Origin of the sequence: Brevundimonas sp. TWP2-1, from assembly GCF_049897645.1 — a bacterium.
In the GTDB taxonomy this organism is placed as follows: Bacteria; Pseudomonadota; Alphaproteobacteria; order Caulobacterales; family Caulobacteraceae; genus Brevundimonas.
This window is the reverse complement of the sequence record NZ_JAFCWR010000002.1, coordinates 888,579-911,082: the sequence shown is the minus strand read 5'-3', so window position 1 is coordinate 911,082 and position 22,504 is coordinate 888,579. Positions and strand designations below refer to the sequence as shown.

22 protein-coding genes, 1 tRNA gene and 1 pseudogene are annotated in these 22,504 nt (G+C 67.6%); 7 read left to right on the top strand and 17 right to left on the bottom strand.

All coding sequences use genetic code 11. From position 1 onward, the window contains the following. Window positions 1-14 precede the first annotated feature (14 nt). Complete coding sequence (locus ACP7BH_RS14835; protein ID WP_425986450.1) at window positions 15-1,427, top strand: alpha,alpha-trehalose-phosphate synthase (UDP-forming); 1,413 nt, start codon at window positions 15-17, stop codon at window positions 1,425-1,427. A gap of 3 nt (window positions 1,428-1,430) precedes the next feature. Here ACP7BH_RS14835 and ACP7BH_RS14830 read toward each other — a convergent pair whose 3' ends face one another. The 6 genes from ACP7BH_RS14830 to ACP7BH_RS14805 form a co-directional block, all read right to left on the bottom strand. Then, on the bottom strand, window positions 1,431-2,405 hold the full coding sequence (locus tag ACP7BH_RS14830) for an esterase-like activity of phytase family protein (RefSeq protein WP_425986448.1): 975 nt from the start codon (window positions 2,403-2,405) through the stop codon (window positions 1,431-1,433). After that, window positions 2,402-4,285: a cobaltochelatase subunit CobT gene (cobT, locus tag ACP7BH_RS14825; protein WP_425986446.1), complete on the bottom strand. Its 1,884-nt coding sequence runs from the start codon at window positions 4,283-4,285 to the stop codon at window positions 2,402-2,404. The genes ACP7BH_RS14830 and cobT overlap by 4 nt, the downstream gene beginning before the upstream one ends. A 41-nt stretch (window positions 4,286-4,326) precedes the next feature. After that, window positions 4,327-5,571: a DUF418 domain-containing protein gene (locus ACP7BH_RS14820; protein WP_425986444.1), complete on the bottom strand. Its 1,245-nt coding sequence runs from the start codon at window positions 5,569-5,571 to the stop codon at window positions 4,327-4,329. 46 nt (window positions 5,572-5,617) lie between these two features. Beyond that, window positions 5,618-6,175, bottom strand: coding sequence for a phthalate transporter (locus ACP7BH_RS14815; protein ID WP_135193967.1), 558 nt, complete (start codon window positions 6,173-6,175; stop codon window positions 5,618-5,620). Further along, window positions 6,172-7,053, bottom strand: coding sequence for a 3-hydroxybutyryl-CoA dehydrogenase (locus ACP7BH_RS14810; protein WP_425986442.1), 882 nt, complete (start codon window positions 7,051-7,053; stop codon window positions 6,172-6,174). Before ACP7BH_RS14810 ends, ACP7BH_RS14815 begins: the two co-directional genes overlap by 4 nt. 104 nt (window positions 7,054-7,157) lie before the next feature. Further along, window positions 7,158-7,463: a YggT family protein gene (locus tag ACP7BH_RS14805; RefSeq protein ID WP_135193965.1), complete on the bottom strand. Its 306-nt coding sequence runs from the start codon at window positions 7,461-7,463 to the stop codon at window positions 7,158-7,160. A 162-nt stretch (window positions 7,464-7,625) separates the two neighbouring features. Here ACP7BH_RS14805 and ACP7BH_RS14800 point away from each other — a divergent pair. Next, a tRNA-Ala gene (locus ACP7BH_RS14800) sits at window positions 7,626-7,701 on the top strand. Window positions 7,702-7,839: 138 nt separating this feature from the next. Here ACP7BH_RS14800 and ACP7BH_RS14795 read toward each other — a convergent pair. The 5 genes and pseudogenes from ACP7BH_RS14795 to ACP7BH_RS14775 all read right to left on the bottom strand — a co-directional run bounded on the left by ACP7BH_RS14795 (window position 7,840) and on the right by ACP7BH_RS14775 (window position 10,549). Next, window positions 7,840-8,835: a hypothetical protein gene (locus tag ACP7BH_RS14795; RefSeq protein ID WP_425987098.1), complete on the bottom strand. Its 996-nt coding sequence runs from the start codon at window positions 8,833-8,835 to the stop codon at window positions 7,840-7,842. Window positions 8,836-8,883: 48 nt separating this feature from the next. Further along, window positions 8,884-8,943, bottom strand: a pseudogene (locus ACP7BH_RS14790) (SEC-C metal-binding domain-containing protein); the annotation flags it as partial. A gap of 170 nt (window positions 8,944-9,113) precedes the next feature. Continuing rightward, a complete protein-coding gene (gene uraH / locus ACP7BH_RS14785; protein WP_425986440.1) occupies window positions 9,114-9,512 on the bottom strand; it encodes a hydroxyisourate hydrolase in 399 nt (132 codons plus the stop codon). Window positions 9,513-9,573: 61 nt separating this feature from the next. Continuing rightward, window positions 9,574-10,128, bottom strand: coding sequence for a lipocalin family protein (locus ACP7BH_RS14780; protein ID WP_425986438.1), 555 nt, complete (start codon window positions 10,126-10,128; stop codon window positions 9,574-9,576). 43 nt (window positions 10,129-10,171) lie between these two features. Next, the gene (locus ACP7BH_RS14775) at window positions 10,172-10,549 is read right to left on the bottom strand and encodes a hypothetical protein (RefSeq protein WP_425986436.1); all 378 of its coding nucleotides are present in this window, start codon (window positions 10,547-10,549) and stop codon (window positions 10,172-10,174) included. Between the two features lie 152 nt (window positions 10,550-10,701). Here ACP7BH_RS14775 and ACP7BH_RS14770 point away from each other — a divergent pair, with 152 nt between their 5' ends. Then, window positions 10,702-11,493, top strand: coding sequence for an SDR family oxidoreductase (locus ACP7BH_RS14770; RefSeq protein ID WP_425986434.1), 792 nt, complete (start codon window positions 10,702-10,704; stop codon window positions 11,491-11,493). Window positions 11,494-11,543: 50 nt separating this feature from the next. Continuing rightward, window positions 11,544-11,894 carry a hypothetical protein gene (locus ACP7BH_RS14765; protein ID WP_425986432.1) on the top strand — a complete coding sequence of 117 codons (351 nt, stop codon included), beginning with the start codon at window positions 11,544-11,546 and terminating at the stop codon, window positions 11,892-11,894. 63 nt (window positions 11,895-11,957) lie between these two features. Here ACP7BH_RS14765 and ACP7BH_RS14760 read toward each other — a convergent pair whose 3' ends face one another. Genes ACP7BH_RS14760 through fsa form a run of 4 tightly spaced genes read right to left on the bottom strand, consistent with a single transcriptional unit; the run spans window position 11,958 to window position 15,182 of the window. Beyond that, window positions 11,958-12,842 carry an NAD(P)-dependent oxidoreductase gene (locus ACP7BH_RS14760; protein ID WP_425986430.1) on the bottom strand — a complete coding sequence of 295 codons (885 nt, stop codon included), beginning with the start codon at window positions 12,840-12,842 and terminating at the stop codon, window positions 11,958-11,960. A 9-nt stretch (window positions 12,843-12,851) separates the two neighbouring features. Next, the gene (locus tag ACP7BH_RS14755) at window positions 12,852-13,796 is read right to left on the bottom strand and encodes a tyrosine recombinase XerC (protein WP_425986427.1); all 945 of its coding nucleotides are present in this window, start codon (window positions 13,794-13,796) and stop codon (window positions 12,852-12,854) included. Next, window positions 13,778-14,491: a DUF484 family protein gene (locus ACP7BH_RS14750; protein WP_425986425.1), complete on the bottom strand. Its 714-nt coding sequence runs from the start codon at window positions 14,489-14,491 to the stop codon at window positions 13,778-13,780. Before ACP7BH_RS14750 ends, ACP7BH_RS14755 begins: the two co-directional genes overlap by 19 nt. Window positions 14,492-14,528: 37 nt before the next feature. After that, window positions 14,529-15,182 (bottom strand): fructose-6-phosphate aldolase, encoded by a 654-nt coding sequence (gene fsa, locus ACP7BH_RS14745; protein WP_284876490.1) that lies wholly within the window; start codon window positions 15,180-15,182, stop codon window positions 14,529-14,531. A 168-nt stretch (window positions 15,183-15,350) separates the two neighbouring features. Between fsa and ACP7BH_RS14740 the strand changes: the two genes are divergently transcribed. Further along, complete coding sequence (locus ACP7BH_RS14740; RefSeq protein ID WP_425986423.1) at window positions 15,351-17,513, top strand: primosomal protein N'; 2,163 nt, start codon at window positions 15,351-15,353, stop codon at window positions 17,511-17,513. Window positions 17,514-17,517: 4 nt separating this feature from the next. Here ACP7BH_RS14740 and ACP7BH_RS14735 read toward each other — a convergent pair whose 3' ends face one another. Together ACP7BH_RS14735 and ACP7BH_RS14730 are read right to left on the bottom strand one after the other, a co-directional pair. After that, window positions 17,518-17,919 carry a Tat pathway signal protein gene (locus tag ACP7BH_RS14735; RefSeq protein WP_425986421.1) on the bottom strand — a complete coding sequence of 134 codons (402 nt, stop codon included), beginning with the start codon at window positions 17,917-17,919 and terminating at the stop codon, window positions 17,518-17,520. 35 nt (window positions 17,920-17,954) lie between these two features. Then, window positions 17,955-19,439: a methyl-accepting chemotaxis protein gene (locus ACP7BH_RS14730; protein WP_425986419.1), complete on the bottom strand. Its 1,485-nt coding sequence runs from the start codon at window positions 19,437-19,439 to the stop codon at window positions 17,955-17,957. A gap of 188 nt (window positions 19,440-19,627) precedes the next feature. Here ACP7BH_RS14730 and ahcY point away from each other — a divergent pair, with 188 nt between their 5' ends. Together ahcY and ACP7BH_RS14720 are read left to right on the top strand one after the other, a co-directional pair. After that, entirely contained in the window at window positions 19,628-21,019 is a 1,392-nt protein-coding gene (gene ahcY, locus ACP7BH_RS14725; protein WP_425986417.1) for an adenosylhomocysteinase, read from the top strand. A 24-nt stretch (window positions 21,020-21,043) separates the two neighbouring features. Continuing rightward, window positions 21,044-22,252, top strand: coding sequence for an NAD(P)/FAD-dependent oxidoreductase (locus ACP7BH_RS14720; RefSeq protein WP_425986415.1), 1,209 nt, complete (start codon window positions 21,044-21,046; stop codon window positions 22,250-22,252). Window positions 22,253-22,504 lie beyond the last annotated feature (252 nt).

Here is a 22,504-nt window from a genome sequence, read left to right as displayed (position 1 = left end):
TTCGAAGTGAAGTCATGAGCCGCCTTATCGTCGTTTCCAACCGGGTCTCCGCCCCGGCAGACCCTGCCGCAGGGTCTGCCGGCGGCCTGGCCATGGCCCTGTCCGCTGCGTTGAGAAAATACGACGGCCTGTGGTTCGGCTGGTCCGGCGAGACGATCGACCACTACACCGGCGAGGTGAAGATCGAGGACCGGGCCGGCGTGACCGTGGGCCTGGTCGATCTAGAAGCCCAGGACGTCGATGAATACTACAACGGCTACGCCAACAAGACGCTGTGGCCGCTGTTCCACCACCGCATCGACCTGGCGCAGTACGAGCGGTCGTATGGCGAAGGCTATGAGCGGGTGAACCGCCGCTTCGCCGAGGTGCTGGCCCCGTTGATCCAGCCCGACGACATGATCTGGATCCACGACTATCACATGATCCCGATGGCGCGGGATCTGCGCCGCCTGGGCATTAGGAACCGGATCGGCTTCTTCCTGCACACGCCCTGGCCCGCGCGTCAGCTGTTGGTGACCCTGCCGCATCACCGGCGGCTGGTGGAGTCGATGTTCGACTTCGACCTGATCGGTTTCCACACCCAGGAATGGAGCGATCTGTTCACCGACTATGTGGTCTCGGAGGCTCAAGGCGAACTGGATGGGACTGGCGGGCTGGAGTGTTTCGGACGCAAGGTTCAGACTGGCGTCTTCCCCATCGGCATCGACGTGGACGGCTTCCTGGCGGCGCGGAACTCGACCCTGGGGGCGCGGACCTATGACCGGATGGCGGCGTCCTCGGCCTTCCGGTCGATGATGGTGGGCGTGGACCGGCTGGATTATTCCAAGGGGCTGGAGGAGCGGCTGCTCGGCTATGAGCAGTTCCTGCAGGACAACGCCTCGATGCGAGGCGAGGTCTTCCTGTTGCAGGTCACGCCGATCTCGCGCGACGACGTGGATTCCTATCAGGATATCCGCGCGCGGCTGGACGCCCTGGCGGGGCGGATCAACGGCGCCTTCGGCGATATGGACTGGCAGCCGATCCGCTATCTGAACCGCACCTATCGCCGGGACCAGCTGGCCGGCATCTATCGCGCGGCGCGGGTGGGCCTGGTCACGCCGCTGCGCGACGGCATGAACCTGGTGGCCAAGGAATATGTCTGCGCCCAGAATCCGGAAGATCCGGGCGTGCTGATCCTGTCGCGCTTTGCCGGGGCGGCCGAACAGATGGGCGAGGCCCTGCTGGTCAATCCCTACAGCCGCGAGGAGCTGTCGGACGCCATCCAGAAGGCGCTGACCATGCCGCAGGCCGAACGTATTCGGAAATGGGAGGCCTTGATGGAGGTGGTGCGCGCCACCGACGTGGGCATCTGGCGCGACGACTTCGTGCGTGCTCTGAGCGCCGACGACACGACGGCCCAATCGACCCAGTGGGCCGGAGCCGCCTGAAGATCAGCTCAGGTCGAAGGCCAGCATAAGGGTGCGCTGGGCCGGATTGAAGTTGTCGTCGGACAGGATGTAGAGGCGCGTCCTGCCGTGGCGCGTCTCGGCGGCGATCCCCTCGAAATTGTCGGTGGTGCCGGGCAGTTTCAGCTCGATCAGGATCGGCCCCAGAGTTCCGTCCGGGGCCATCCGGCGAACGCGTGCGCGCATGTCGATGGGCGCGCGGTACAGCCGCTGAACCACGAACCATCCGTCGCCGGACGGATCGCGATCCAGACCGGTGATGTGGTAATCGCTGTCGGGAATGGGCTTCTCGGGCGGAGCGGTCACGACGGTGCACCGGGCCGATGAGCAGTCCCAGGCGCCGCCCGCCTCGCCCGAGACGCGCCAGCCGTTGGGCGCGACGGCTAGGCCTTCCATCCCGTCGTTTTCGGTGAAGGCGAAGTCGGGCGCCCGCATCGGCGTCGGCTGGCCCTTCAGGGCCGACAGTGGGCCGTAGTTCCAGATCCGGTGACGCCGTTCGAAACTGACCAGCAGATCGCCGGACGGGGTGACAAGCAGGCCTTCGGCATCGCCGTCCTGCTTGTCGGAGATCGCCCGACCGTCTTCCAGCGTCAGCCGACGCGACCGGAAATGATCAAGGCCGATCAGTCGCCCGCCGACGTCCAGGCGGATGTCGCCCCGCACCAGATCGCCGGCATCCGATACCGTGACGAAGCCGCCGTCGCCGGTCAGTTTCAGGTCCGACAGGCTGTGCAGGGGCGAAGTCGGGGCGGCGATGAGCTGCAGGCCTCCGGCGAACCGCACGCCCTCCGCCAACTGCGCCCCGCCGGGCAGGCCCAGGCTGACGCTTCTCAGTTCTGCGACCGCCGGCGTCCAGCCGTCCGACGACAGTGGATAGGGCCGTGGCGCGCCGAGCGAGGCGGCGCAGGCCGTCAGCGACAGGGCGATCCAGACGGAGGCGAGACGACCGAAACGGCTCATGCCGCCAGCTTCTTTCGCGTCCGTCGCGTGGGACCGGCCGAGCCTTCGTTCTCGAACAGTTCGGCCAGCTTCTCGGTCATGGCGCCCGCCAGCTGTTCCACGTCCACGATGGTCAGGGCCTTGCGGTACCAGCGGGTCACGTCGTGGCCGATGCCGATGGCCAGCAGTTCGACGGGCGAGCGATCCTCGATCTCGGCGATGACCTGGCGCAGGTGCTTGTCCAGATACAGCGCCGCATTGGCCGACTGCGTCGAATCGTCGACCGGCGAGCCGTCGGAGATGACCATCAGGATGCGGCGCTGCTCGGTCCGGGCCAGCAGGCGATTGTGCGCCCATTGCAGAGCCTCGCCGTCGATGTTTTCCTTCAGCAGGCCTTCGCGCATCATCAGGCCCAGGTTCTTCTTGGCCCGGCGCCAGGGCGCGTCGGCCGCCTTGTAGATGATGTGGCGCAGGTCGTTCAGGCGTCCCGGATTGGCGGGCTTGCCGGCGGTGATCCAGGCCTCGCGGCTCTGTCCGCCCTTCCAGGCGCGGGTGGTGAAGCCCAGGATCTCGACCTTGACGCCGCAGCGTTCCAGGGTGCGCGCCAGGATGTCGGCGCAGACCGCCGCCACCATGATCGGCCGCCCGCGCATCGAGCCGGAGTTGTCCAGCAGCAGGGTCACGACCGTGTCGCGGAACGGGCTCTCGCTCTCGGCCTTGAACGACAAGGGCGCGGTCGGGTCGGTGACGATCCGCGTCAGACGGGCGGTGTCCAGCATCCCCTCTTCCAGATCGAAGACCCAGGAGCGGTTCTGCTGGGCCAGCAGGCGGCGTTGCAGCTTGTTGGCCAAGCGCGAGACGACGCTCGACAATATCGCAAGCTGGCCGTCCAGAAGGGCGCGCAGCCGGTCCAGTTCGACCGGGTCGCACAGGTCGGCGGCGTCCACCACCTCGTCGAAGGCGGTGGTGAAGACGCGGTAGAAGTCGACCGCGCGGCCGTCGTCGGCCGTCTGCTGGCGGTTCGGCTGCTGGCCTTCCTGCAGTTCTGGGCCGTCGTCGGAGCCTTCGCCGTCGGGATCGGCGGGCGCGCCCTCGGGGCGGCTCTCGCGTTCTTCGTCCGAGGACTGATCGTCGGCGTCGCCCTCCATCGACTGGGAGCCCTCGCCGCCGTCCTCTTCTTCCTCCTCGTCCTGATCGTCGTCGGCGGCCGGATCCTGGGGATCGGGTTCCTCGTCGCCGGGATCTTCGGAAGAGTCCTCGCCACGCCCGTCGCCGGGGTCGAGGTCCAGGGCGCGCAGCACCTCGCGCATCTTCAGCGCAAAGCCTTCCTGGTCGCCCGCCGTCCCCGCCAGGGCGTCCAGCTTGGCGCCCGCCTTGGCCTCGATATTGGCGCGGACCAGATCCAGCATGGCCCTGGCGCCGTCGGGGGCGGGCCGTCCGGTCAGCCGCTCGCGCACCAGAAGCGCCACGGCCTCGGACACCGGCACGCGGTCGGCGTCATTGATGCGCAGGGCGCCGGTCTTTTCCAGCCGGGTGATCAGGGCGGCGCCCAGGTTGTCGCGCACCCCGGCCAGATGCTCCGAGCCGAACGCCTCGACCCGCGCCTGCTCGACCGCATCGAACACCTCGGCGGCCTTGGCGTCCGCCGGCCGCATCTTCACGTTCACCGCCGCGTCGTGATTGGCCAGCCGCAGCGCCAGCCGGTCGGCCTGGCCGCGCAGGGACGCGCTCTCGGGCCCGGATGGATCGCGCGGCGGATGGGGCAGGGTTAGGACGCCGTTCGACAGCTTTGGGCCGTCGGATCCGAACGTCACCTCAAGCTCGGGCTGTTCGGCCAGCGCCCGCGCGGCATGACCCAGCGCGCGTTTGAAGGTTTCAGCGGGAGTATCCTGGGCGGCCATGGCCCTCAGTTAATCCCTTCGCGCCTGCGATAAAAGCGCCGTCAGCCGGGTTTCTGGATCGGCACCCGACGACCATAGGTCAGACAGCGCCAAACCCACTCCAGCGGCCCCATGCTGAACCGCGACAACCACAGCGGCGACCAGACCAGCTGCAGCGCCCAGACGCCCAGGATCAGGCCCCACATCTGCACATAGTCCACCTGCCCGAACAGGCGCGGCCCCCAAGGCATGTAGAAGATCGTCGTCATGATCAGGGTCTGGGTCAGATAGTTGGTGAAGGCCATCTGGCCCACGGGCTGCAGCGCCGCCGTGATCCACGCCAGACCTCGCGTTGTCGCCAGCACGATCAGGCTGACATAGGCCAGGGTGACGAAGATCGGGAATGAGGCGACCGCCCCCGCCAAGCCGCGCGTCGGGTCTGTGTTCGGCGCCGCCATGGCCTCGGTCCATTCCAGCACGCCCAGCAGGGCCAGCACCGCCCCGCCCACGGCGATCAGCGTCGCATAGACCCACGTCGGCGCCCGACCGCTGAAGAATCCCGACTTGAACAGTCCCATCCCCAGCATCATGAGGGCCACGGTCGAGAAGACGAACATGGTCAGGCTGGCCCCTTGCAGGAACATCCAGCTCTGAAGGTTCTGGCCCATCGCCCCGGCCCAACCGCTGCGATAAGCGGCGATGGCCTCGGCGACCATGGCGGCGGTGTAGTGCGGCCCGCCCTGGCCCATGGCCTCGGTGACTTCGGGCGGTCCGGCGACCATCAGCCAGGTGGCCAGGGCCTGCATCGCGCCCAGCGCCAGGGTGACGCCCAGGCCGACCCCGATCAGCGTCCCGGCGCGCATCGACCGCATCAGCATCACGAACAGGCCGGACCAGGCGTAGAGCAGCAGCACGTCGCCGTACCAGAAGGCCAAGCCGTGGATCAGGGCGATGACAGCCAGCCAGAACAGGCGCCGCCGCAGCAACCGCCCGCGCGCCGGATCGCCCCGCTCGCCCCCGACCAAGAAGATCGAGGCGCCGAACAGCATGGAGAACAGGGTGATGAACTTCTGGTGGAAGAAGACGTCCATGGTCCAGCGCGCAATCGCGTTGGCGCCCGTCACCGCGAACGGGCTCAGGCTCGCGTCTTCATAGACCATGAAGGGCAGGGCGAAGGAGACGACGTTGACCGCCAGGATGCCCAGCACCGCCAGCCCCCGCATGACGTCCAGGCTGGCGATGCGCGAGGTCGCGACGACCGGCGACAGCATCGGCGCGGCGTCGGCTTCGTTATCGTCCATGGTCATGTGCGGATCCCCCAATCCCCAGATGTCAGCCTTAAGCGCGGCCGCCTCAGCGCTTGGGCATCAAACCCAGTCTGTCCTTGACCGCCGGCCGCGCCTCGAAGGCGATGAAGGCGGCGCACAGTCCGGCCCACAGGGCGTAGCTGACGCCCACGATCATGGCGATTGGCAGGCCGCCGACGCCGAAGATCAGCAGGGTCGTCTCGGTGGCGCCCAGGGCCTGCATGAAGTCGCCGGCCTCGATCCAGCCCATGACGCTCATACCCAGGGCGACGACGATCTGGACCAGGGCCGCCGCCAGGCCGCCGTACATCATGAAGCGCCAGACGACGCCCAGCCGCGTGCCGGGACGTCCGTCGCGCTTGCGCTCGTTCAGGATGCGATACAGCGCCAGCGGCACGGTGATCAGGCCGATCACCATCACCACCAGCCGCCAGTCCATGTCGCGACCGGGCATGAAGGCATGGGGCCGCCAGAACGGCAGGGTCAGCCACAGCGGGGGCCAGGCCGCGCCCGCCAAACAGGCCAGTATCGGATACAGAGGCGCGGGCCGTGCGGCGATGGTCGCCTGACCCGGCAGGTCGGAATAGCTTTCGAACCGGCTCATCGCGTCGGCGCCGGCGCAGCGCCGGAATAGTCGTAGAAGCCGCGTCCGCTCTTGCGGCCCAGCCAGCCGGCCTCGACATATTTCACCAGCAGGGGGCAGGGCCGGTATTTGCTGTCGGCTAAGCCATCATACAGCACGTTCATGATGGCCAGGACGACGTCCAGACCCATGAAGTCCGCCAGCTCCAGCGGCCCCATCGGATGGTTGGCGCCCAGGCGCAGCGCCTTGTCGATCGAGGCGACGTTGCCGACGCCTTCGTACAGGGCGAAGATCGCCTCGTTCATCATCGGCACCAGGATGCGGTTGACGATGAAGGCGGGGAAGTCCTCGGCGTCCGTGGTCGTCTTGCCCAGGCTCTCGGCGAAGGCGACGGCGGCGGAATGGGTCTCGGCCGAGGTGGCGATGCCGCGCACGATCTCGACCAGTTTCATGATCGGCGCCGGCTTCATGAAGTGCAGGCCGACGAACCGATCCGGCCGGTCGGTCGAGGACGCCAGGCGCGTGATCGAGATCGAAGAGGTGTTGGACGCCAGCAGGGTGTTCGGTCCCAGGTGCGGCAGGACCTGGGCGTAGATCGCCTTCTTGATCGCCTCGTCTTCCAGCGCGGCCTCGATGACCAGGTCGGCGCCGGCGACCGCGTCGGCCATCACCTGCGCCGTGACGATGCGGGCCAGCGCCCCGTCGGCGGCGGCCTGATCGATCAAGCCGCGCGAGACATGGCGCGACAGGCTGGCCGCGATCTCGCCCTGCGCCAGCGGCAGCCGGTCGGCGACGACGTCATAGAGCCGGACCGAATAGCCCCCGAGCGCCACCGCCTGGGCGATGCCTGCGCCCATCTGTCCGGCGCCCAGAATGGCGACTGTGGTGATCGTGGTCATGAACCGTGGTCGAAAGTGGTCGGGCGGGCACCTTTAGGAAGGACGGCGCGCGGCGCAAGAGCGGATCGGCCCCCCGACGTCAGATTTCCGCCCGCCGTGTCGCCTCAGCCCAGCAACTGGACCAGGGCCGGCGCCGCCGTGCGGTTGAACAACACGCTGATGAACTGCAGCAGCAGGATCACCACGATGGGCGAGATGTCGATGCCGCCCAGGTTCGGAATGATGCGGCGAAACGGCTCCAGCAGGGGCGCAGTCACCCGGTCCAGGAAGGTCCCGACCGAATAGACGAAGCGGTTGCGATAGTTGACGACGTCGAACGCCACCAGCCAGCTCAATATGGCTTGGGCGATGATGAACCAGATCATCAGACTGATGATGGCGTTGATCAACCAGACGAGGGCGTAGCCCATGAACCGTAACTCCTGCTTGGATCGGCGCTTCTAGCGTGTTCGCACCCGGTCCGACAACGGCCGTTTCCGAGCTGCGCGGATTGCGCGCACAAGCCCGTTGACACCACGCCCGCCCGCCTTCTATGTCCGCGACGCCTGTGAACCCGATCCCACGCTGGAAACGGGGCCGTAGCTCAGTTGGTAGAGCGCGTCGTTCGCAATGACGAGGTCAGGGGTTCGACTCCCCTCGGCTCCACCAGGCACCCGAAAACTACGAGGCTCTGCGACGCATCATCCAACCGGTCGTATATCTCCCTGCGGTGATGTGAAGACATGCCTGAATTCGAAGACATGCCTGAATTCTAAGAGCGAGCAAGACCTACTCAAGGCCTTCACATCATAGATGAACGACCTCGGACGCCATAGGGGCAAGACTTAAAGGCCCCTTGCCGACTACGAAGTGGGCTGGGTCGCCTTCGTCCGAAAGTGGCAGACCCATGTGGATTAGAACGTCAGCATCTGAAAGATCTTCCATCGTCAGGCCGTCCCACCAAGAGGGTCGCATATGGATATTTTCAGAACTGCTCAGGCAGTAGCGCAACAATGCCGACGGCTTTTCGTTTTCCCCAACGTTGGAGAAGGATTCGGCCATTTTCGCTCCGGCGCTCTTGGGGCCATCGAACCATGAGAAAATTGCAATGGTTCGACCTGCCGCGACGGTAACCGTCAGCGAGAGAGTTGGGACGTTACGAGACATCAGAGACTGACGTTTTAGTCCTTGAAAATCCACCGTAGGGAGTTTCCCAAAGGCAGCCACGAAAGGAAGTACTCCTTCGAAGGTTACTGCCATAAGTCCGATGTCGCTCGTGTCGCCTGATCTGTACATCTGGTCGAGTTGGTTCTTCCAAACCCTTAGGTCCTCAAGGCCAAGGCGCATTCCTGCAGTCATGTGATGTAGGCCCTGCTGCACATCAACCTGAGCAGAAAATGGCAAACCAGCATCTCCCTTCCGGCGCATCTCGCTAAGGCCCGCCAGGCCAGCCGTTTTAGTATGCCTTTCGTAAGCCATAGCTCGATAGCTCAATAGGAACGCCGACGCTCTAGTGAGCGGCAAGACTCCAGACTCGATGGGCAAAAAGAACGCCGTATCGTGGGCGTTGCAAAAACCCGGGAAGGTTGAAGCAGAATTCACACCCGTCTTCTGCGGGACAAGTCGTCCCTTATTCTGGAAAAGCCGTTGCGTGGCTTGGCGAGCCGAAATCACGTGGCCGTTCTCCGCCAATGCCGCAAGCGCTCCGCCTTTTTGAAGCGTGTGTGAATTTATCGCTTCTCCGCTACAGCCTTTGGGGGCATCTGGGTGACCACATTCCCCTTTGGCGAATAGCTTCGCCATCCCAGGCTTCACTTCGTGATAGCTTGGGCGTGGTTCTAAGTGCCGGTTGCGGTGGCAGGCCTTCCACTTATCGCCTGACCCGCACCAGCAACGACCATTACGACCCATCACCTCTTGCGGTTTCAGACTTTCGATGGGTGCGATGCGCGGCTGAAGAGGCATGCATAGCGATAACATGCAGTGGTGGCGAAGCCCACTCTTGGTGGCAGCCGTTGCGTCTCGTGCCACCCACCAAAAGTTGCCACAACGGCAACAAGTCGTTCACCACGCTAATCAGCCTAGTTACCGCGGTAGGTGCTGTAGCCGTACGGGCTGACGACGACGGGGACGTGGTAGTGGATGCTGGGGTCGCGGACCTGGAACACCACGTCGATCTCGGGGAAGAACGGCTGGGCGTCTGTGTCGCCATAGTGCGACATGTCGAAGGTCAGTTTGTAGGTGGCGGCCTGGGTCGTGATCTGATCGCCGAATGACCGCACCCGGCCGTTCTCGTCTGTGCGGACGGTCGCCAGTTGGCGCCAGCCGCCGTCGGCATCCTTGATTTCCAAGGTCACGGGCACGTCGCGCCCGCCCACGCCGCGCGCGAGGTCGAGCACGTGGGTCGAGATCGTCTCGGCCGAAGCCGATGCGGCCGAGAAGAGGGTGGCGGACAGGGCGACGAGGGTTGCGATACGCATGGGAGGATCCTTGAACAGTTCGAGGTTCTACGCGGTCGGCGTCACGCCGGATGCGGGTCGATCAGTGCTGGGTGGGCCTGATCAAGGTCAGGTCGTAGCCGAGGGCGCGAGTGCGGGTCAGGATGGCGTCGCGGGCCTGGGCTGAGGGCTGGGCCGTGCGGCTGAGCAGCCAGAGGTAGCGGCCGGACGGCTCGCCGACGATGGACCAGGAATAGTCGTCGGCGTGATCCAGCACCCAGTAATCGCCGAGGTAGAAGGGGCCGAAGAAGGAGACCTTCAGCCGGGCGTTGTCGCTGCCCTTCACCACCTTGGCCTTGCCTTCGGAGGTCTTGACCGGGCCGGTGGTCGCGCCCTGGCGGCAGGTGTTCAGCACCCCGACCAGACCGTCGTCGCGCACCGTATATTGGGCGGTCACGCCCTCGCAGCCGCGTTCGAACCCGTTCTCGTAGCGTCCGATCTCGTACCAGAGGCCGGCGTAGCGGTTCAGATCCACCGCCTTGGCCGGCTGGGGCACGGCGGCGTTTCCGACGGGGCCGCGTTGCAGGGTGGCGCAGGCGCCCAGCGCCAGGGCTGCGCCGGCGAGAAGGGCGATGGCGGCTGTGCGTGCGATCTTCATCGCCGCTGAACGGCCTAGCTGGAGCCGGGTTCCTGAAGGCGATTCACCGCAGCGCGATGTAACCCCGCTCGATGATGCGGCGCAGGGCCTCGTAGGCTTCGGCGAGTTCGTCGTAGGCGGTGCGGGCGGCGGTCAGGCGGGCGACCTGGTCAGGCGTCACGGCTGAGCCGGAGTGGGCCAGGCGCAGCGATTCCGCCACCCATTTGGCGCGGGCCGTGGCGGTCATGACCGCCAGCTTTTGCAGAGACGAGGCGTCGACGCCGGTCAGGGCCTGGCCGATCACCTCCCTGTTGGCGATGTAGGCGGCGTAGTCGATCTGTTCCAGCTGACCGCGCAGGCGCCGCTGTTCCTGGGGATCGGTGTCCTGCGGCTCGAAATGATCGCTGTGTCGGCGGATGCTCGACGTCATTTTGGTCGACATGGGCGAGCCCTCCCCGGCCTGTCCTGGCGGCTGATGGCGGCTGATGGCGGCCGCTTCGGCATGAAGGTGCGCCCCGTCGGTTAACGCCGCGTTGCGCCGGGCAGGCGGGCGTCCGATATCCGGGGCTGGAAATCGAAAGCCGGAGATCGACCATGGACCTGAAACTGGACCGCAAGCGCGCCCTGATCTGCGGCGGATCCTCCGGCCTGGGCCGCGCCGTGGCGACGGCCCTGGTCGCCGAGGGGGCGCATGTCGCCCTGTTATCGCGCGATGCGGAAAAGCTTCAGGCCGTGGCGGATGCGCTGAACGCGGCCGGGCCGGGCAGGGCGGTCGTGGTCACGGCGGACCTGGCGGATCACGAGGCGCTGCTGAAGGCGGCGGACCTCGCCGAAGAGCTGCTGGGCGGTCATATCGAAATCCTGCTGAACAACACGGGCGGGCCGCCGCCGTCGGGGGTGTCGGGGCTGGAGCCGGCGGTCTGGCGCGATCATTTCGAATCGATGGTGCTGTCGATCTTCCGCCTGACGGACCGGGTGTTGCCGCGCATGCGGGCGGCCGGTTGGGGGCGGATTCTGAACGTCGCCTCGATCACGGTGGTGGAGCCGTCGGCGGCGCTGGGCGTGTCCAACACCCTGCGGGCCTCGGTCGCCGCCTGGGCCAAGACGCTGGCGAACGAGGTGGGACCCGACGGGGTGACGGTCAACACCCTGTTGCCGGGCCGGATCGACACCCCGCGCATCGAACGGCTGGACCAGGCGGCGGCCGAACGCACCGGGCTCACGCCGCAGGAGGCGCGAGCCGAGTCCGTCAAGTCCATCCCCGTCGGCCGCATCGGCACGACCGAGGAGTTCGGCGCCACAGCCGCCTTCCTGGCCAGCCCCCTGGCGGCCTATGTCACCGGCTCGCTGATCCGGCTGGACGGCGGAGCGATCAAGGCGATCTAGTCAATCGAGGGTTGCGGGTGTAGCTTCTGGCCGGAATTGGGAGGAATGCCATGCTGACCTTGCTGATGCTGGCCTTGTCGAACGCCGTGACCGTCCAGCCTGCGCCTGTCGCCGACCATGCCATGGTCCGGGGCGCGCCTGTCGTGAACCGGGCGGCCATGCCTTGCCCCGACCCTCTGATGCAGGCCGAGCAGAGGACAGGCGCCCGCGCGGAGGCCTTGCTTGACCGTTCTCTCGATGACGGCCAGGCGCGGCGCTATCTGCTTCTGGATCGGCGCGACCGGAACAACTGTCCCCTGCCGATCAGCTATGCGATCCCCGATCAACCGCGCGCCCTGGGCCGTGTGTTCGGCCCGACCGTGTCGGTGACGCCGCACCGTGCCTCACGGCCGGGTCAGTAGGCTAATCCGGCACAGGTGTGACCGGCGGCTTGTCCGCCAGCACGGCCTCCAGGTTGGCCATCATCAGTTCGGCCATGGCGTTGCGGTCTCGATGGTGGCCGAGGCGACGTGGGGCGTCAGGACGCAGCGGTCGCTGTCGATCAGGGCCTGGGGCACGTTTGGCTCGTCGGCGAAGACATCCAGGCCCGCGCCGCCCAGCCGGCCCGAGGTCAGGGCGGCGACCAGAGCGTCCTGATCCACCACCTCGCCGCGCGCGACATTGATCAGCACGCCGGTCGGACCCAGGGCGTCCAGCACCTCGGCCGAGACCAGGCCGCGCGTCGCAGCGCCGCCCGGCACGATGACGATCAGCACATCGACCTCTGCCGCCAGATCGACCAGGTTCGGCACGTGCCGCCAGGGCGCATCCTTGACCGGATTGCGGGTGTGATAGGCGATATTGCCGGTGAGCGGCTCCAGCCGCCGCGCAATGGCCTGGCCGATCCGGCCCAGGCCCAGCAGGCCGTAACGCAGGCCCGTGGCGCTGCGCGACAGCGGCGGCGGCCCGTCCGACACCCAGCGCCCGGCGCGGATATAGGCGTCCATGGCCGGTAGGCGACGCAAGGTCCCCAGGGTCAGCAGCAGGGCCAGGTCGGCGACATCCTCGTTCAGGACATCGGGCGTATGGGTGACGATCACGCCGCGCGATCGGGCGTAGGCGACGTCGGTCAGGTCGTAGCCGACAGCATGGACCGAGACGATCTTCAGCGCGGGCAGGGCGTCGATCAGTCGGGCGTCCACGGTCGCGGCGCCCGAGGCGGCGACGCCGACGATCCGGTCGGCGACCTCGGGCGGCGCCAGGCCGTCGGGGCCGGGACGATGCAGGGTCCAACCGAGGTCGGGCGCGCGCTGGGTCAGCATCGTGTCGGCGAGGGCGGGCAGGCCGATGGCCAGGATGTCGATGCTCATCCGGCCGTTCTAGGCGCGGGGATGGGCGGCCGCATAGGCGGTCAAAAGTCTATCGGCGTCGACGCCGGTGTATTTCTGGGTCGTCGACAGACTGGCGTGGCCCAGCAGTTCCTGGATCGAACGCAGGTCGGCGCCGGCGCCCAGCAGATGGGTCGCGAAACTGTGGCGCAGGGCATGGGGGGTGGTGCGTTCGGGCAGGCCCAACCGCCCGCGCAGCTTCTGGACTGAGGCCTGGACGTGACGGGGGCTGAGCGGGCCGCCGCGTCGGGCGCGGAACAGGGCGTCGGCGGGCTGAAGCGGGAAGGGCAGCAGGGCCAGATAGGCGTCCACAGCCGCGCGCACGGCGGGCAGGATGGGGGCGATCCGGGCCTTGGACCCCTTGCCGACGATGCGCAGGGTCTCGCCCAGCGGCGCATCGGCGCGGGTCAGGGACATGGCCTCGGAGATCCGCAGGCCGCAGCCGTAGAGCAGGGTCAGCACCGCCCGGTCGCGCGCGGCCTCCCACGGTTCGGCGTCGGGATCGGCGTCCGGTTCGGCCAGCAGCCCGCGCGCCTGATCCTCGGTCACCGGCCGGGGCAGGGACGGTTTGACCTTCGGCCCGCGCACCAGGGCCAGTTGCGGGGCGGGGGTGTCCAGCCGCCGGTCGAGGAAGGCATGAAATCCACGAATGGCCGACAGGCTCTGGCTCAGCGACCGCGCCGCCAGCGGGTGGTCGCCCGAGCGTCGCTCGGCCATGTGGGCGCGGACCTCGGCGGCGGTGATCGTGCCCATGTCCTTCAGCGACAGGGTCTCGCCGCGATGGCGTTCGAGGAAGGCGACATAGAGCCGGCCGATATGGCCATAGGCTTCCAGCGTGCGCGGCGACAGCCGACGCTCGTGCGCCAGATGGTCCAGCCAGGCGCGCAGGGCGTCGGAGGCGGTCAGTTGAGAGCTTTTCAGTTCAGGACGGGCCATCGCTCGGCCATCCGCTCCGTTACCCGCGCCAGGAAGGCGGCCAGTTCGCAGCCCATGTTCGGGGTGAAGCCTTCCGGCTCGGGCGAGCCGAAGGCGCAGATGCAGGGGCGCGGTGGGCCGCCGGGCGTCAGGTGCGGGGCCATGCGGACCAGGGCGATGGACTTCACCTGATCCTCGGTCGCGCCGAAGAAGTTCAGCCCCGAGATCATCGGACCCAGCCAGGTCAGGCCGTGCTCGCCCAGCAGGTTGTCGACGTCGCCCTCTTCCAGCGCGCGCCAGCCGAAGGGCACGCCGCCGGGTTTTTCCAGGGCGATGGCGGCACCGGCCAGGCCGAACCGACCCTGCGCCGCCGCATCCAGCCGCCGGGCCAGGTCGGAATGGTTGCGCGCCTCCATCAGGTCCAGGGTCGCGACGTGCGTCTGGGTCTGGGCGGCGAAGTTGGCGCGGGCGATCAGTTCGATCTCGCGCCGGGCGCCGGTCTCGCGCTCGACCACCGCCTCAAGCCGGGTCAGGGCGGCGGCGCCGAACTCGATCACGTTGCGGCCGTGCGGACGCAGGCCGATCTCTTCCAGCAGGGACCGGTCGTCCAGCAGGGTCTGGGGATGGGTCTGCAGCCAGCCGCGCACGTCGGGCCAATGCAGGCCGTCGCCCACATGGGGCGTTGCGTCCGCTTCCGACGTTTCGAAAAGGTCCAATGAGCCGCTCAAACAGACCTCTCCGGGAAACGCGATGTTACAGAATCGACTGACCGGTCTTGGCCCAGTCCGCCACGAAGGCATCAAGACCCTTGTCGGTTAACGGGTGGTTCACCAGGGCCTTGAAGGTGTCGGCGCCGAAGGTGGCGGCGTCCGATCCGGCGACGGCGGCGGCGGCCACATGGGCCACGTTGCGCAGGGATGCCGCCAGGATCTGGGTGTCGAAACCGTGCACGTCATACAGGACGCGGATTTCTTCCAGCAGGCCGATGCCGTCGGCGCCATTGTCTTCCAGACGGCCGACGAAGGGTGAGACGAAGGTGGCGCCCGCCTTGGCGGCCAGCAGCGCCTGGGCGGCCGAGAAGCAAAGGGTGACGTTGGTCTTGATCCCCTTGTCGGTGAAGACGCGGCAGGCGCGCAGGCCGTCCCAGGTCAGGGGCAGTTTCACGACCACGTTCGGGGCGATGGCGGCCAGCTTGTCGCCCTCCTTGACCATGGTCTCGAAATCGAGCGAGACGGCCTCGGCGGAAATGGGCCCCTCGACCAGGGCGCAGATTTCGGCGATGACCTCGGCGATGTTCCGACCCGACTTGGCGATCAGCGACGGATTGGTGGTGACGCCGTCCACCATTCCGGTGGGGACCATGTCCTTGATGACGGCGACGTCGGCGGTATCGAGAAAGAGTTTCATGGGCAGGGCTTTTAGCGCCACCGACGACAGGAATCGAGCCCAATCCTCCCCCATCGGGGGAGGGGGACCGCGAAGCGGTGGAGGGGGCCAGCCCCAGACATCCTGTTCGCGGTCAGCCCCCTCCACCACCCTTCGGGCGGTCCCCCTCCCCCGATGGGGGAGGATCAAGTGAAAGTCGCGTCAGTCCTTATTCCCCTGCCGGTGCCGGAGGCCTTCGATTACGAGGTTCCCGAGGCGCTGACCCTGGCGCGCGGCGATCAGGTCGCCGTGCCGCTGGGACCGCGCCTGATGCGGGGCATCGTGTCCGAGGTGTTCGAGACGACCGGGTCGAACCGGCGGCTGAAGGCGGTGGACAGTCTGCTGGACGATCCGGCCCTGCCGTCGCGGGTGGTGGATTTCGTCGAATGGGCCGGGCGCTGGACCCTGTCCCCACCCGGCGAGATGGCGGCGACCGCGCTGAAGGGCCTGCGGGCGCCGCGTCCCCGACCGGAACGCCGGGTGCGGCGGGTGGGCGAGCGGCTGCCGTCGCGGGCGACCCCGGCGCGGACGGGCGTGCTGGAGGCCCTGGGCGAGCGGTCCATGGCGGGCGCCGATCTGGCGCGGGCGGCGGGCGTGTCGTCGGGCGTGATCAAGGGACTGATCGACGAAGGCGTGCTGGAGATCATCGAGATCGCGGCCGAGGCGGCATTCGACCGACCCGATCCCGACCATGCGCCCGCCTCGTTGAACGGCGACCAGGCGGCGGCGGCGACGGCCCTGGCGGACGGCGTGACGGGCGGCGGTTTTCGTCCTTTCTTGCTGGACGGGGTGACGGGGTCCGGCAAGACCGAAGCCTATCTGGAGGCGATCGCGCGGGTGTTGCGGGCCGATCCGGCGGCGCAGATCCTGATCCTGTTGCCTGAGATCGCCCTGACCCAGGCCCTGATCGAGCGGATCACGGCCCGGTTCGGCGCCGCCCCGGCCGAATGGCATTCCGGCGTCGCCCCGCCGCGCCGTCGCCAGGTGTGGGAGGCGGTGGTCGCCGGGCGCTGCAACATCGTGGTCGGGGCGCGGTCGGCCCTGTTTCTGCCCTTCGTCAATCTGCGCCTGATCGTCGTGGACGAGGAGCACGACGGCTCGTTCAAGCAGGAAGAAGGGCTGGTCTATCACGGGCGCGACCTGGCGGTGGCGCGGGCGCGGATCGAGGGGGCGGCGGTGGTTCTGGCCTCGGCGACGCCGTCGCTGGAGACTCTGTGGAACGCGCAGAGCGGGCGTTACGACTGGCTGAAGCTGGGCGCGCGGCACGGGACGGCGGTGCTGCCGGACATCGCCCTGCTGGACCTGCGCCAGAATACGCCCGATCCCCAGACCTGGCTGTCGCAGCCCCTGCGGCTGGCCATCGGCGAGACCTTGGCGCGGGGCGAGCAGACGCTGCTGTTTCTGAACCGGAGGGGGTATGCGCCCGTCGTCCTGTGCCGCGCCTGCGGGCATCGGCTGACGGCCCCGGACACGGACAGCTGGCTGGTCGAGCATCGCTATACCGGCCGGCTGGTCTGCCACCTGACCGGCTTTTCCATGGCGCGGCCCAAGCTGTGCCCGTCCTGCGGGGCCGAGGATTCGCTGGTCTCGGTCGGGCCGGGGGTGGAGCGGGTCGAGGAGGAGGTGCGCCAGCTGTTCCCCGAGGCGCGGACGGCGGTGTTCAGCTCCGACACCGCGCCCGACGCCAGGTCGGCGCGCGCCCTGATCCAGCGGATGACGGACGGCGAGATCGACATCCTTGTCGCCACCCAGGCCGCCGCCAAGGGCCACAACTTCCCGCGCCTGACGCTGGTGGGGGTGGTGGACGCGGACCTGGGGCTACGCGGCGGAGACCTGCGCGCGGCCGAGCGGACCTATCAGCTGCTGGCCCAGGCGACGGGGCGGGCGGGGCGGGCCGATCGACCGGGACGGGCCATTTTGCAGACCTGGACGCCCGAGCATCCGGTGCTGATGGCGCTGGCGGCGGGCGACCGGGACGCCTTCGTCGAGGCCGAGATGGCCGAGCGCGAGGCGGCGTCCCTGCCGCCCTATGGCCGGCTGGCGGCGATCATCCTGTCCAGCGAGAATGCGGTTGCGGTGGAGAAGACGGCCAACGATCTGGCCCAGGCCATTCCCAACGCTGAACGGCTGGAGGTCTATGGCCCCGCCGACGCGCCGCTTGCCTTGGTGCGGGGGCGACGGCGCAAGCGGCTGCTGGTGCGGGCCGACCGCGACGTGAATATCCAGGCCTTCCTTCGGGCCTGGCTGGCGCGGGTGAAGGTCCCGGCCTCGGTCCGCCTGACGGTGGACGTGGACCCCTATTCTTTCTTGTAAGCGCTTAGACCGCCATCACCGTGCCGAGCAGCACGCGGGCGCCGGCCCGGCCCAGGGTGGCGTTTGTCGCCGCCTGAAGCTCGGCCGACAACTGGTCGATATTGGGCACGGCGCCGGGACGGATGCCGTTGGCGAAGCGCTGGGCGGCGGTGTTGTAGGCGGCGCGCAGGCGCGGGGCCGACTGCTGGGCGCGGGTGCGAAGAGCCGCGTCGGGCACATCGACGCCGGTCTCGATGGTCAGGACGCCGCGACGGCCGCTGGCCTGGATGATCGAGGCGGTGATGACAGGCAGGCGGAAATAGGTGTCGGCGGACGGCGCGGCGCCGCCGCTCGACGAAGCGCGAGCGGTCGATGAGGCGGCGGCCGTCGCGACGACGGCGAGACCGAGAAGGGCGCGGCGTTCCATGAGATCGACCCTAGTCCCGACGGCTTAAGAAACCCTCACGCCGCGCGGCGGTGCGGGGAGCGGCCGTCATCGATCGAGGCCTCGAACCGGAAGCCCGCGATCTGACGCGCCAGGGTCTCGGCTTCTCCGGCCAGTTGGCGGCTGGCGGCGGTGGCCTGTTCGGTCATGGCGGCGTTCTGCTGGGTGATCTCGTCCAGCTGGACCAGGGCCTGGCGAACCTCGGACAGTCGGTCGGCCTGATGTCGCGAGGCCGAGGCCATGTCGCCGGCGAGGTCGTCCACCGCCGCGACCCGTTCGCCGATCCGGTCCAGCGCCTGGCCTGCGCGTTCGACCAGGTCCACGCCGCGCGCGACCTGGGCGGCCGAGGTGGCGATCAGGGTGCGGATCTCGCCGGAGGCTTCGGCGGAGCGTTGGGCCAGGGCGCGGACTTCGGAGGCGACGACGGCGAAGCCGCGACCGGCCTCGCCTGCACGGGCCGCCTCGACCCCCGCGTTCAGGGCCAGCAGATTGGTCTGGAAGGCGATTTCGTCGATCAGGGAGGTGAAGCGGGCGATCTCGACTGACGACTCCTGGATAGCGGTCATGGCCTGGGTCGTTTCGCCGACCACGGCGCCGCCGTTCTCGACGTCGCGGCGCACGGCGGCGACGGCCTGGGCGGTGTTCTGGGCGCCCTTGGCGGTCTGTTCGACCCCGGCGGCGATCTCTTCGGTGGTGGCTGCGGTGCGCTCCAGCCCGGCGGCCTGGCGTTCGGTGCGGTTGGCCAGGTCGTCCGATGCGCTGGCCAGTTCGTCCGAGCCTGTCCGCACCGCCTCGGCGCTCTCGGCGACGGCGCCGAAGGCGCTCCGCAGGCTGGCGGCGGCGCTGTTGAAGTCGTCCTTCAGCGTGCGATATTCCTGGGGGAATTCGGTCTGGATGGCGATGCTGAGGTCGCCGCTGGCCAGGGTTTTCAGGGCCTGTCCCAGGGCCGCCACCACCTCGGCCTGACGCGCATCGGCCTCGGCCTTGGCCGCAGCGGCGCTGTCCCGCTCTTGCTGGAGCGCGTCCAAATAGGTCGAGATGGCCAGGTCCATGTCCAGCAGGGCGCGCTGGGTCAATTCGGCAAGGCCCTCGCCGGTTTCGCGGTCGTGGGCGGCGCCGGCGAACCGTTTGCGGGGCCGCGTCGCCACCGCCTTCATCACCTCGGCCAGCAGCACGCCGTAGCCCCCGATATACCAGCGCGGCTCCAGGCCGATGCGTGCGTGGGTCTGGCCGATGACGGTGACGGCGCGGGCATAGTCGGCGTCTGCGCGCCCTTCCACGATTGCATCCCAGTGGCCCACCTGGGCGGACTTGGCGCGGCCGATATGGGTCTCGTCACGGAAGAAGCGCCGGGTCTCGGGCGTGGCGCGGATGCGGTCGTAGAAGGCGTCGAGGGCGGCCGGCACGGCGCGGCGAATTGTGCTCTGGATCGCCTTGTAGGCGGACGACGGGCTGGACAGGCCGGCGAAGGCCGTTCGCTGCTGGATCGACGTCTGTGACATGCACGCAAGCCTCTTACTGATTGCCGGACGCCCCCGTCACGGTATTGTCCCCATAGTCTGTGTGGGTTTTCGAGGCGTTAACGCCGTCGCGCATCCAGATCGCATAAGGATATCTTTATGTGTTTGTTGATAGTTGGCGCTCACCGGGCTAAGAGGCCCCAAACCTTCCTGCGGCTCGGAGCCCTGACATGACCGACTACATCGTGCGCGACATCACCCTGGCCGATTGGGGCAACAAGGAAATCGAGATCGCCGAAACCGAAATGCCGGGCCTGATGGCTCTGCGCGAGGAGTTCGGCGAGCAGCAGATCCTGAAGGGCGCCCGCATCGCCGGCAGCCTGCACATGACCATCCAGACGGCGGTCCTGATCCAGACGCTGGAAGCCCTGGGCGCCGAAGTGCGCTGGGCCTCGTGCAACATCTTCTCGACCCAGGACCACGCCGCCGCCGCCATCGCCGCAGCCGGCACGCCGGTCTTCGCCACCAAGGGCGAGACCCTGGAAGAATACTGGGACTATGCGCACAAGATCTTCGAATGGGCTGACGGCGGCTATCCGAACCTGATCCTGGACGACGGCGGCGACGCCACCCTGCTCTGCGTGCTCGGTCCCAAGGCCGAGAAGGACATCTCGGTCCTGGCCAATCCGCAGAACGAAGAAGAAGAAGCCCTCTTCAAGGTGATGAAACGCTACATCGCCGAGAAGCCCGGCTTCTACTCCGCCATCCGCGACGCCATCGGCGGCGTGTCGGAAGAGACGACCACGGGCGTTCACCGCCTGTATCAGATGGCCGAAAAGGGCGAGCTGCCCTTCCCAGCCATCAACGTCAACGACAGCGTCACCAAGTCCAAGTTCGACAACCTGTACGGCTGCCGTGAATCGCTGGTCGACGCCATCCGTCGCGGCACCGACGTCATGCTGTCGGGCAAGGTCGCCGTGGTCTGCGGTTACGGCGACGTGGGCAAGGGCTCGGCCGCTTCGCTGCGCCAGGGCGGCGCCCGCGTGATCGTGACCGAGATCGACCCGATCTGCGCCCTGCAGGCCGCGATGGAAGGCTATGAGGTCCAGACGCTGGACGACACCGCCGGCCGCGCCGACATCTATGTGACGACGACCGGCAACAAGGACGTCATCACCGTCGACCACATGCGCCAGATGAAGAACAACGCCATCGTCTGCAACATCGGCCACTTCGACTCGGAGATTCAGGTCGCCGGCCTGAAGAACTTCAAGTGGGACGAGATCAAGCCGCAGGTCCACCACGTCGAGTTCCCGGACGGCAAGAAGATCATCCTGCTGTCGGAAGGCCGTCTGGTGAACCTGGGCAATGCGACGGGCCACCCCTCGTTCGTGATGTCGGCGTCCTTCACCAACCAGACCCTGGCCCAGATCGAGCTTTGGACCAACGCCAAGGCCTACGACAACAAGGTCTATACCCTGCCCAAGCATCTGGACGAGAAGGTCGCCATGCTGCACCTGGCCAAGCTGGGCGCCAAGCTGACCGTGCTGACCAAGGACCAGGCCGACTATATCAACGTGCCGGTCGAAGGCCCGTTCAAGGCGGACCACTACCGTTACTAAGACCCTCATACCGAGGGACCTGTCATGACGAGGGCGTCGTTCGACGTCCTCGTCGTGGGGGCAGGGGCGGCCGGGATGATGGCCGCCATCGAGGCGGGGCGGCGCGGGCGCCGGGTGCTGGTGGTCGATCATGCCGACCGGCCGGGCGAGAAGATCCGCATCTCGGGCGGCGGGCGCTGCAACTTCACCAATCTGGGCTGCGGGCCGGCGAACTTCCTGGGCGAGAATCCCCGGTTCGCGACCTCGGCCCTGAGGCGCTATACCCAGCACGACTTCATCAAGCGCATCGACAAGGCCGGTATCGCCTGGCACGAAAAAACGCTGGGCCAGCTGTTCTGCGACGACAGCGCCAAGCAGATCGTCCGTATGCTGACCGACGACATGGCGGCGGCGGGCGTCACCCTGAACATGAAGACCGGCGTGGAGCGGATCGCGCGCTCGGGCGACGGCTGGTCGGCGACCCTGTCGGACGGATCGGAGGTCGCGGCGGCGTCCCTGGTCGTGGCGACCGGCGGCAAGTCGATTCCCAGGATGGGCGCGACCGGCTGGGCCTATGAGGTCGCGCGCCAGTTCGACATTCGAGTCACCGAGACGCGGCCGGCCCTGGTGCCGCTGACGTTCGAGGCGGGGCTGCTGGAGACGCTGGTTCCGCTGGCGGGGGTGGCGGTGGACGCCTCGGTCGCCTCGGCGCCCGAAGGGGCGAAGGCGCGCAAGGCCAGCTTCAACGAGGCGATGCTGTTCACACACCGGGGTTTGAGCGGCCCGGCCATTCTGCAGATCAGCTCCTACTGGCGCGAGGGCGAGGCGGTGGTGGCCAGCATGGCGCCGGGCCGCGACGTGTTCGAGGAACTGAAGACGGCCAAGGCGACGAACGGGCGTCAGGCCGTGCATAGGGCGCTGGGCCATATCGTGCCGCGTCGCCTGGCCGAAAGCCTGTGCGTGCGCGAGGGCGCGTCGGGCAATCTGGCGGACCTGTCGGACAAGGTGCTGAGGCGTCTGGATCAGGCCGTCAACGCCTGGGCCGTCAAGCCGGTCGGGTCGGAAGGCTATCGCACCGCCGAGGTCACCCTGGGCGGGGTGGATACGGCGGCGCTGGATCAGCAGACGATGCAGGCCAAGGCCGTTCCCGGCCTGTATTTCATCGGCGAGGCGGTGGACGTGACCGGCTGGCTGGGCGGCTATAATTTCCAGTGGGCCTGGTCGTCTGGCTGGGCGGCCGGGCAGGTCTGCTAGGCGGACAGGTTTCAGACTCCGGCCGCGACAAAAACAGAGTGCATAGTGTGCACTTCCAAGATCGCGCCTCTGTTTCAAAACAACTTTTCGTTCGACAAAATTCAGACGGTCTCAATTCCAAACGAAAACAGTCCAGTCTGTTCCCGTCCGTTCCAATGGCGATGTCAAAGACCGAAGGGGGATCATAGCCCCTGTCGCTGGTGTGTATGGTCGATTGCCGTTGCTTGATCTCAAGTCGCTGTAAACGCGACG

Coding starts and splice junctions, on each gene's coding strand:
- ACP7BH_RS14835 (WP_425986450.1), top strand. CDS start 15: ATGAGCCGCCTTATCGTCGTTTCCAACCGGGTCTCCGCCCCGGCAGAC.
- ACP7BH_RS14830 (WP_425986448.1), bottom strand. CDS start 2,405: ATGAGCCGTTTCGGTCGTCTCGCCTCCGTCTGGATCGCCCTGTCGCTG.
- cobT (WP_425986446.1), bottom strand. CDS start 4,285: ATGGCCGCCCAGGATACTCCCGCTGAAACCTTCAAACGCGCGCTGGGT.
- ACP7BH_RS14820 (WP_425986444.1), bottom strand. CDS start 5,571: ATGACCATGGACGATAACGAAGCCGACGCCGCGCCGATGCTGTCGCCG.
- ACP7BH_RS14815 (WP_135193967.1), bottom strand. CDS start 6,175: ATGAGCCGGTTCGAAAGCTATTCCGACCTGCCGGGTCAGGCGACCATC.
- ACP7BH_RS14810 (WP_425986442.1), bottom strand. CDS start 7,053: ATGACCACGATCACCACAGTCGCCATTCTGGGCGCCGGACAGATGGGC.
- ACP7BH_RS14805 (WP_135193965.1), bottom strand. CDS start 7,463: ATGGGCTACGCCCTCGTCTGGTTGATCAACGCCATCATCAGTCTGATG.
- ACP7BH_RS14795 (WP_425987098.1), bottom strand. CDS start 8,835: ATGGCGAAGCTATTCGCCAAAGGGGAATGTGGTCACCCAGATGCCCCC.
- uraH (WP_425986440.1), bottom strand. CDS start 9,512: ATGCGTATCGCAACCCTCGTCGCCCTGTCCGCCACCCTCTTCTCGGCC.
- ACP7BH_RS14780 (WP_425986438.1), bottom strand. CDS start 10,128: ATGAAGATCGCACGCACAGCCGCCATCGCCCTTCTCGCCGGCGCAGCC.
- ACP7BH_RS14775 (WP_425986436.1), bottom strand. CDS start 10,549: ATGTCGACCAAAATGACGTCGAGCATCCGCCGACACAGCGATCATTTC.
- ACP7BH_RS14770 (WP_425986434.1), top strand. CDS start 10,702: ATGGACCTGAAACTGGACCGCAAGCGCGCCCTGATCTGCGGCGGATCC.
- ACP7BH_RS14765 (WP_425986432.1), top strand. CDS start 11,544: ATGCTGACCTTGCTGATGCTGGCCTTGTCGAACGCCGTGACCGTCCAG.
- ACP7BH_RS14760 (WP_425986430.1), bottom strand. CDS start 12,842: ATGAGCATCGACATCCTGGCCATCGGCCTGCCCGCCCTCGCCGACACG.
- ACP7BH_RS14755 (WP_425986427.1), bottom strand. CDS start 13,796: ATGGCCCGTCCTGAACTGAAAAGCTCTCAACTGACCGCCTCCGACGCC.
- fsa (WP_284876490.1), bottom strand. CDS start 15,182: ATGAAACTCTTTCTCGATACCGCCGACGTCGCCGTCATCAAGGACATG.
- ACP7BH_RS14735 (WP_425986421.1), bottom strand. CDS start 17,919: ATGGAACGCCGCGCCCTTCTCGGTCTCGCCGTCGTCGCGACGGCCGCC.
- ACP7BH_RS14730 (WP_425986419.1), bottom strand. CDS start 19,439: ATGTCACAGACGTCGATCCAGCAGCGAACGGCCTTCGCCGGCCTGTCC.
- ahcY (WP_425986417.1), top strand. CDS start 19,628: ATGACCGACTACATCGTGCGCGACATCACCCTGGCCGATTGGGGCAAC.
- ACP7BH_RS14720 (WP_425986415.1), top strand. CDS start 21,044: ATGACGAGGGCGTCGTTCGACGTCCTCGTCGTGGGGGCAGGGGCGGCC.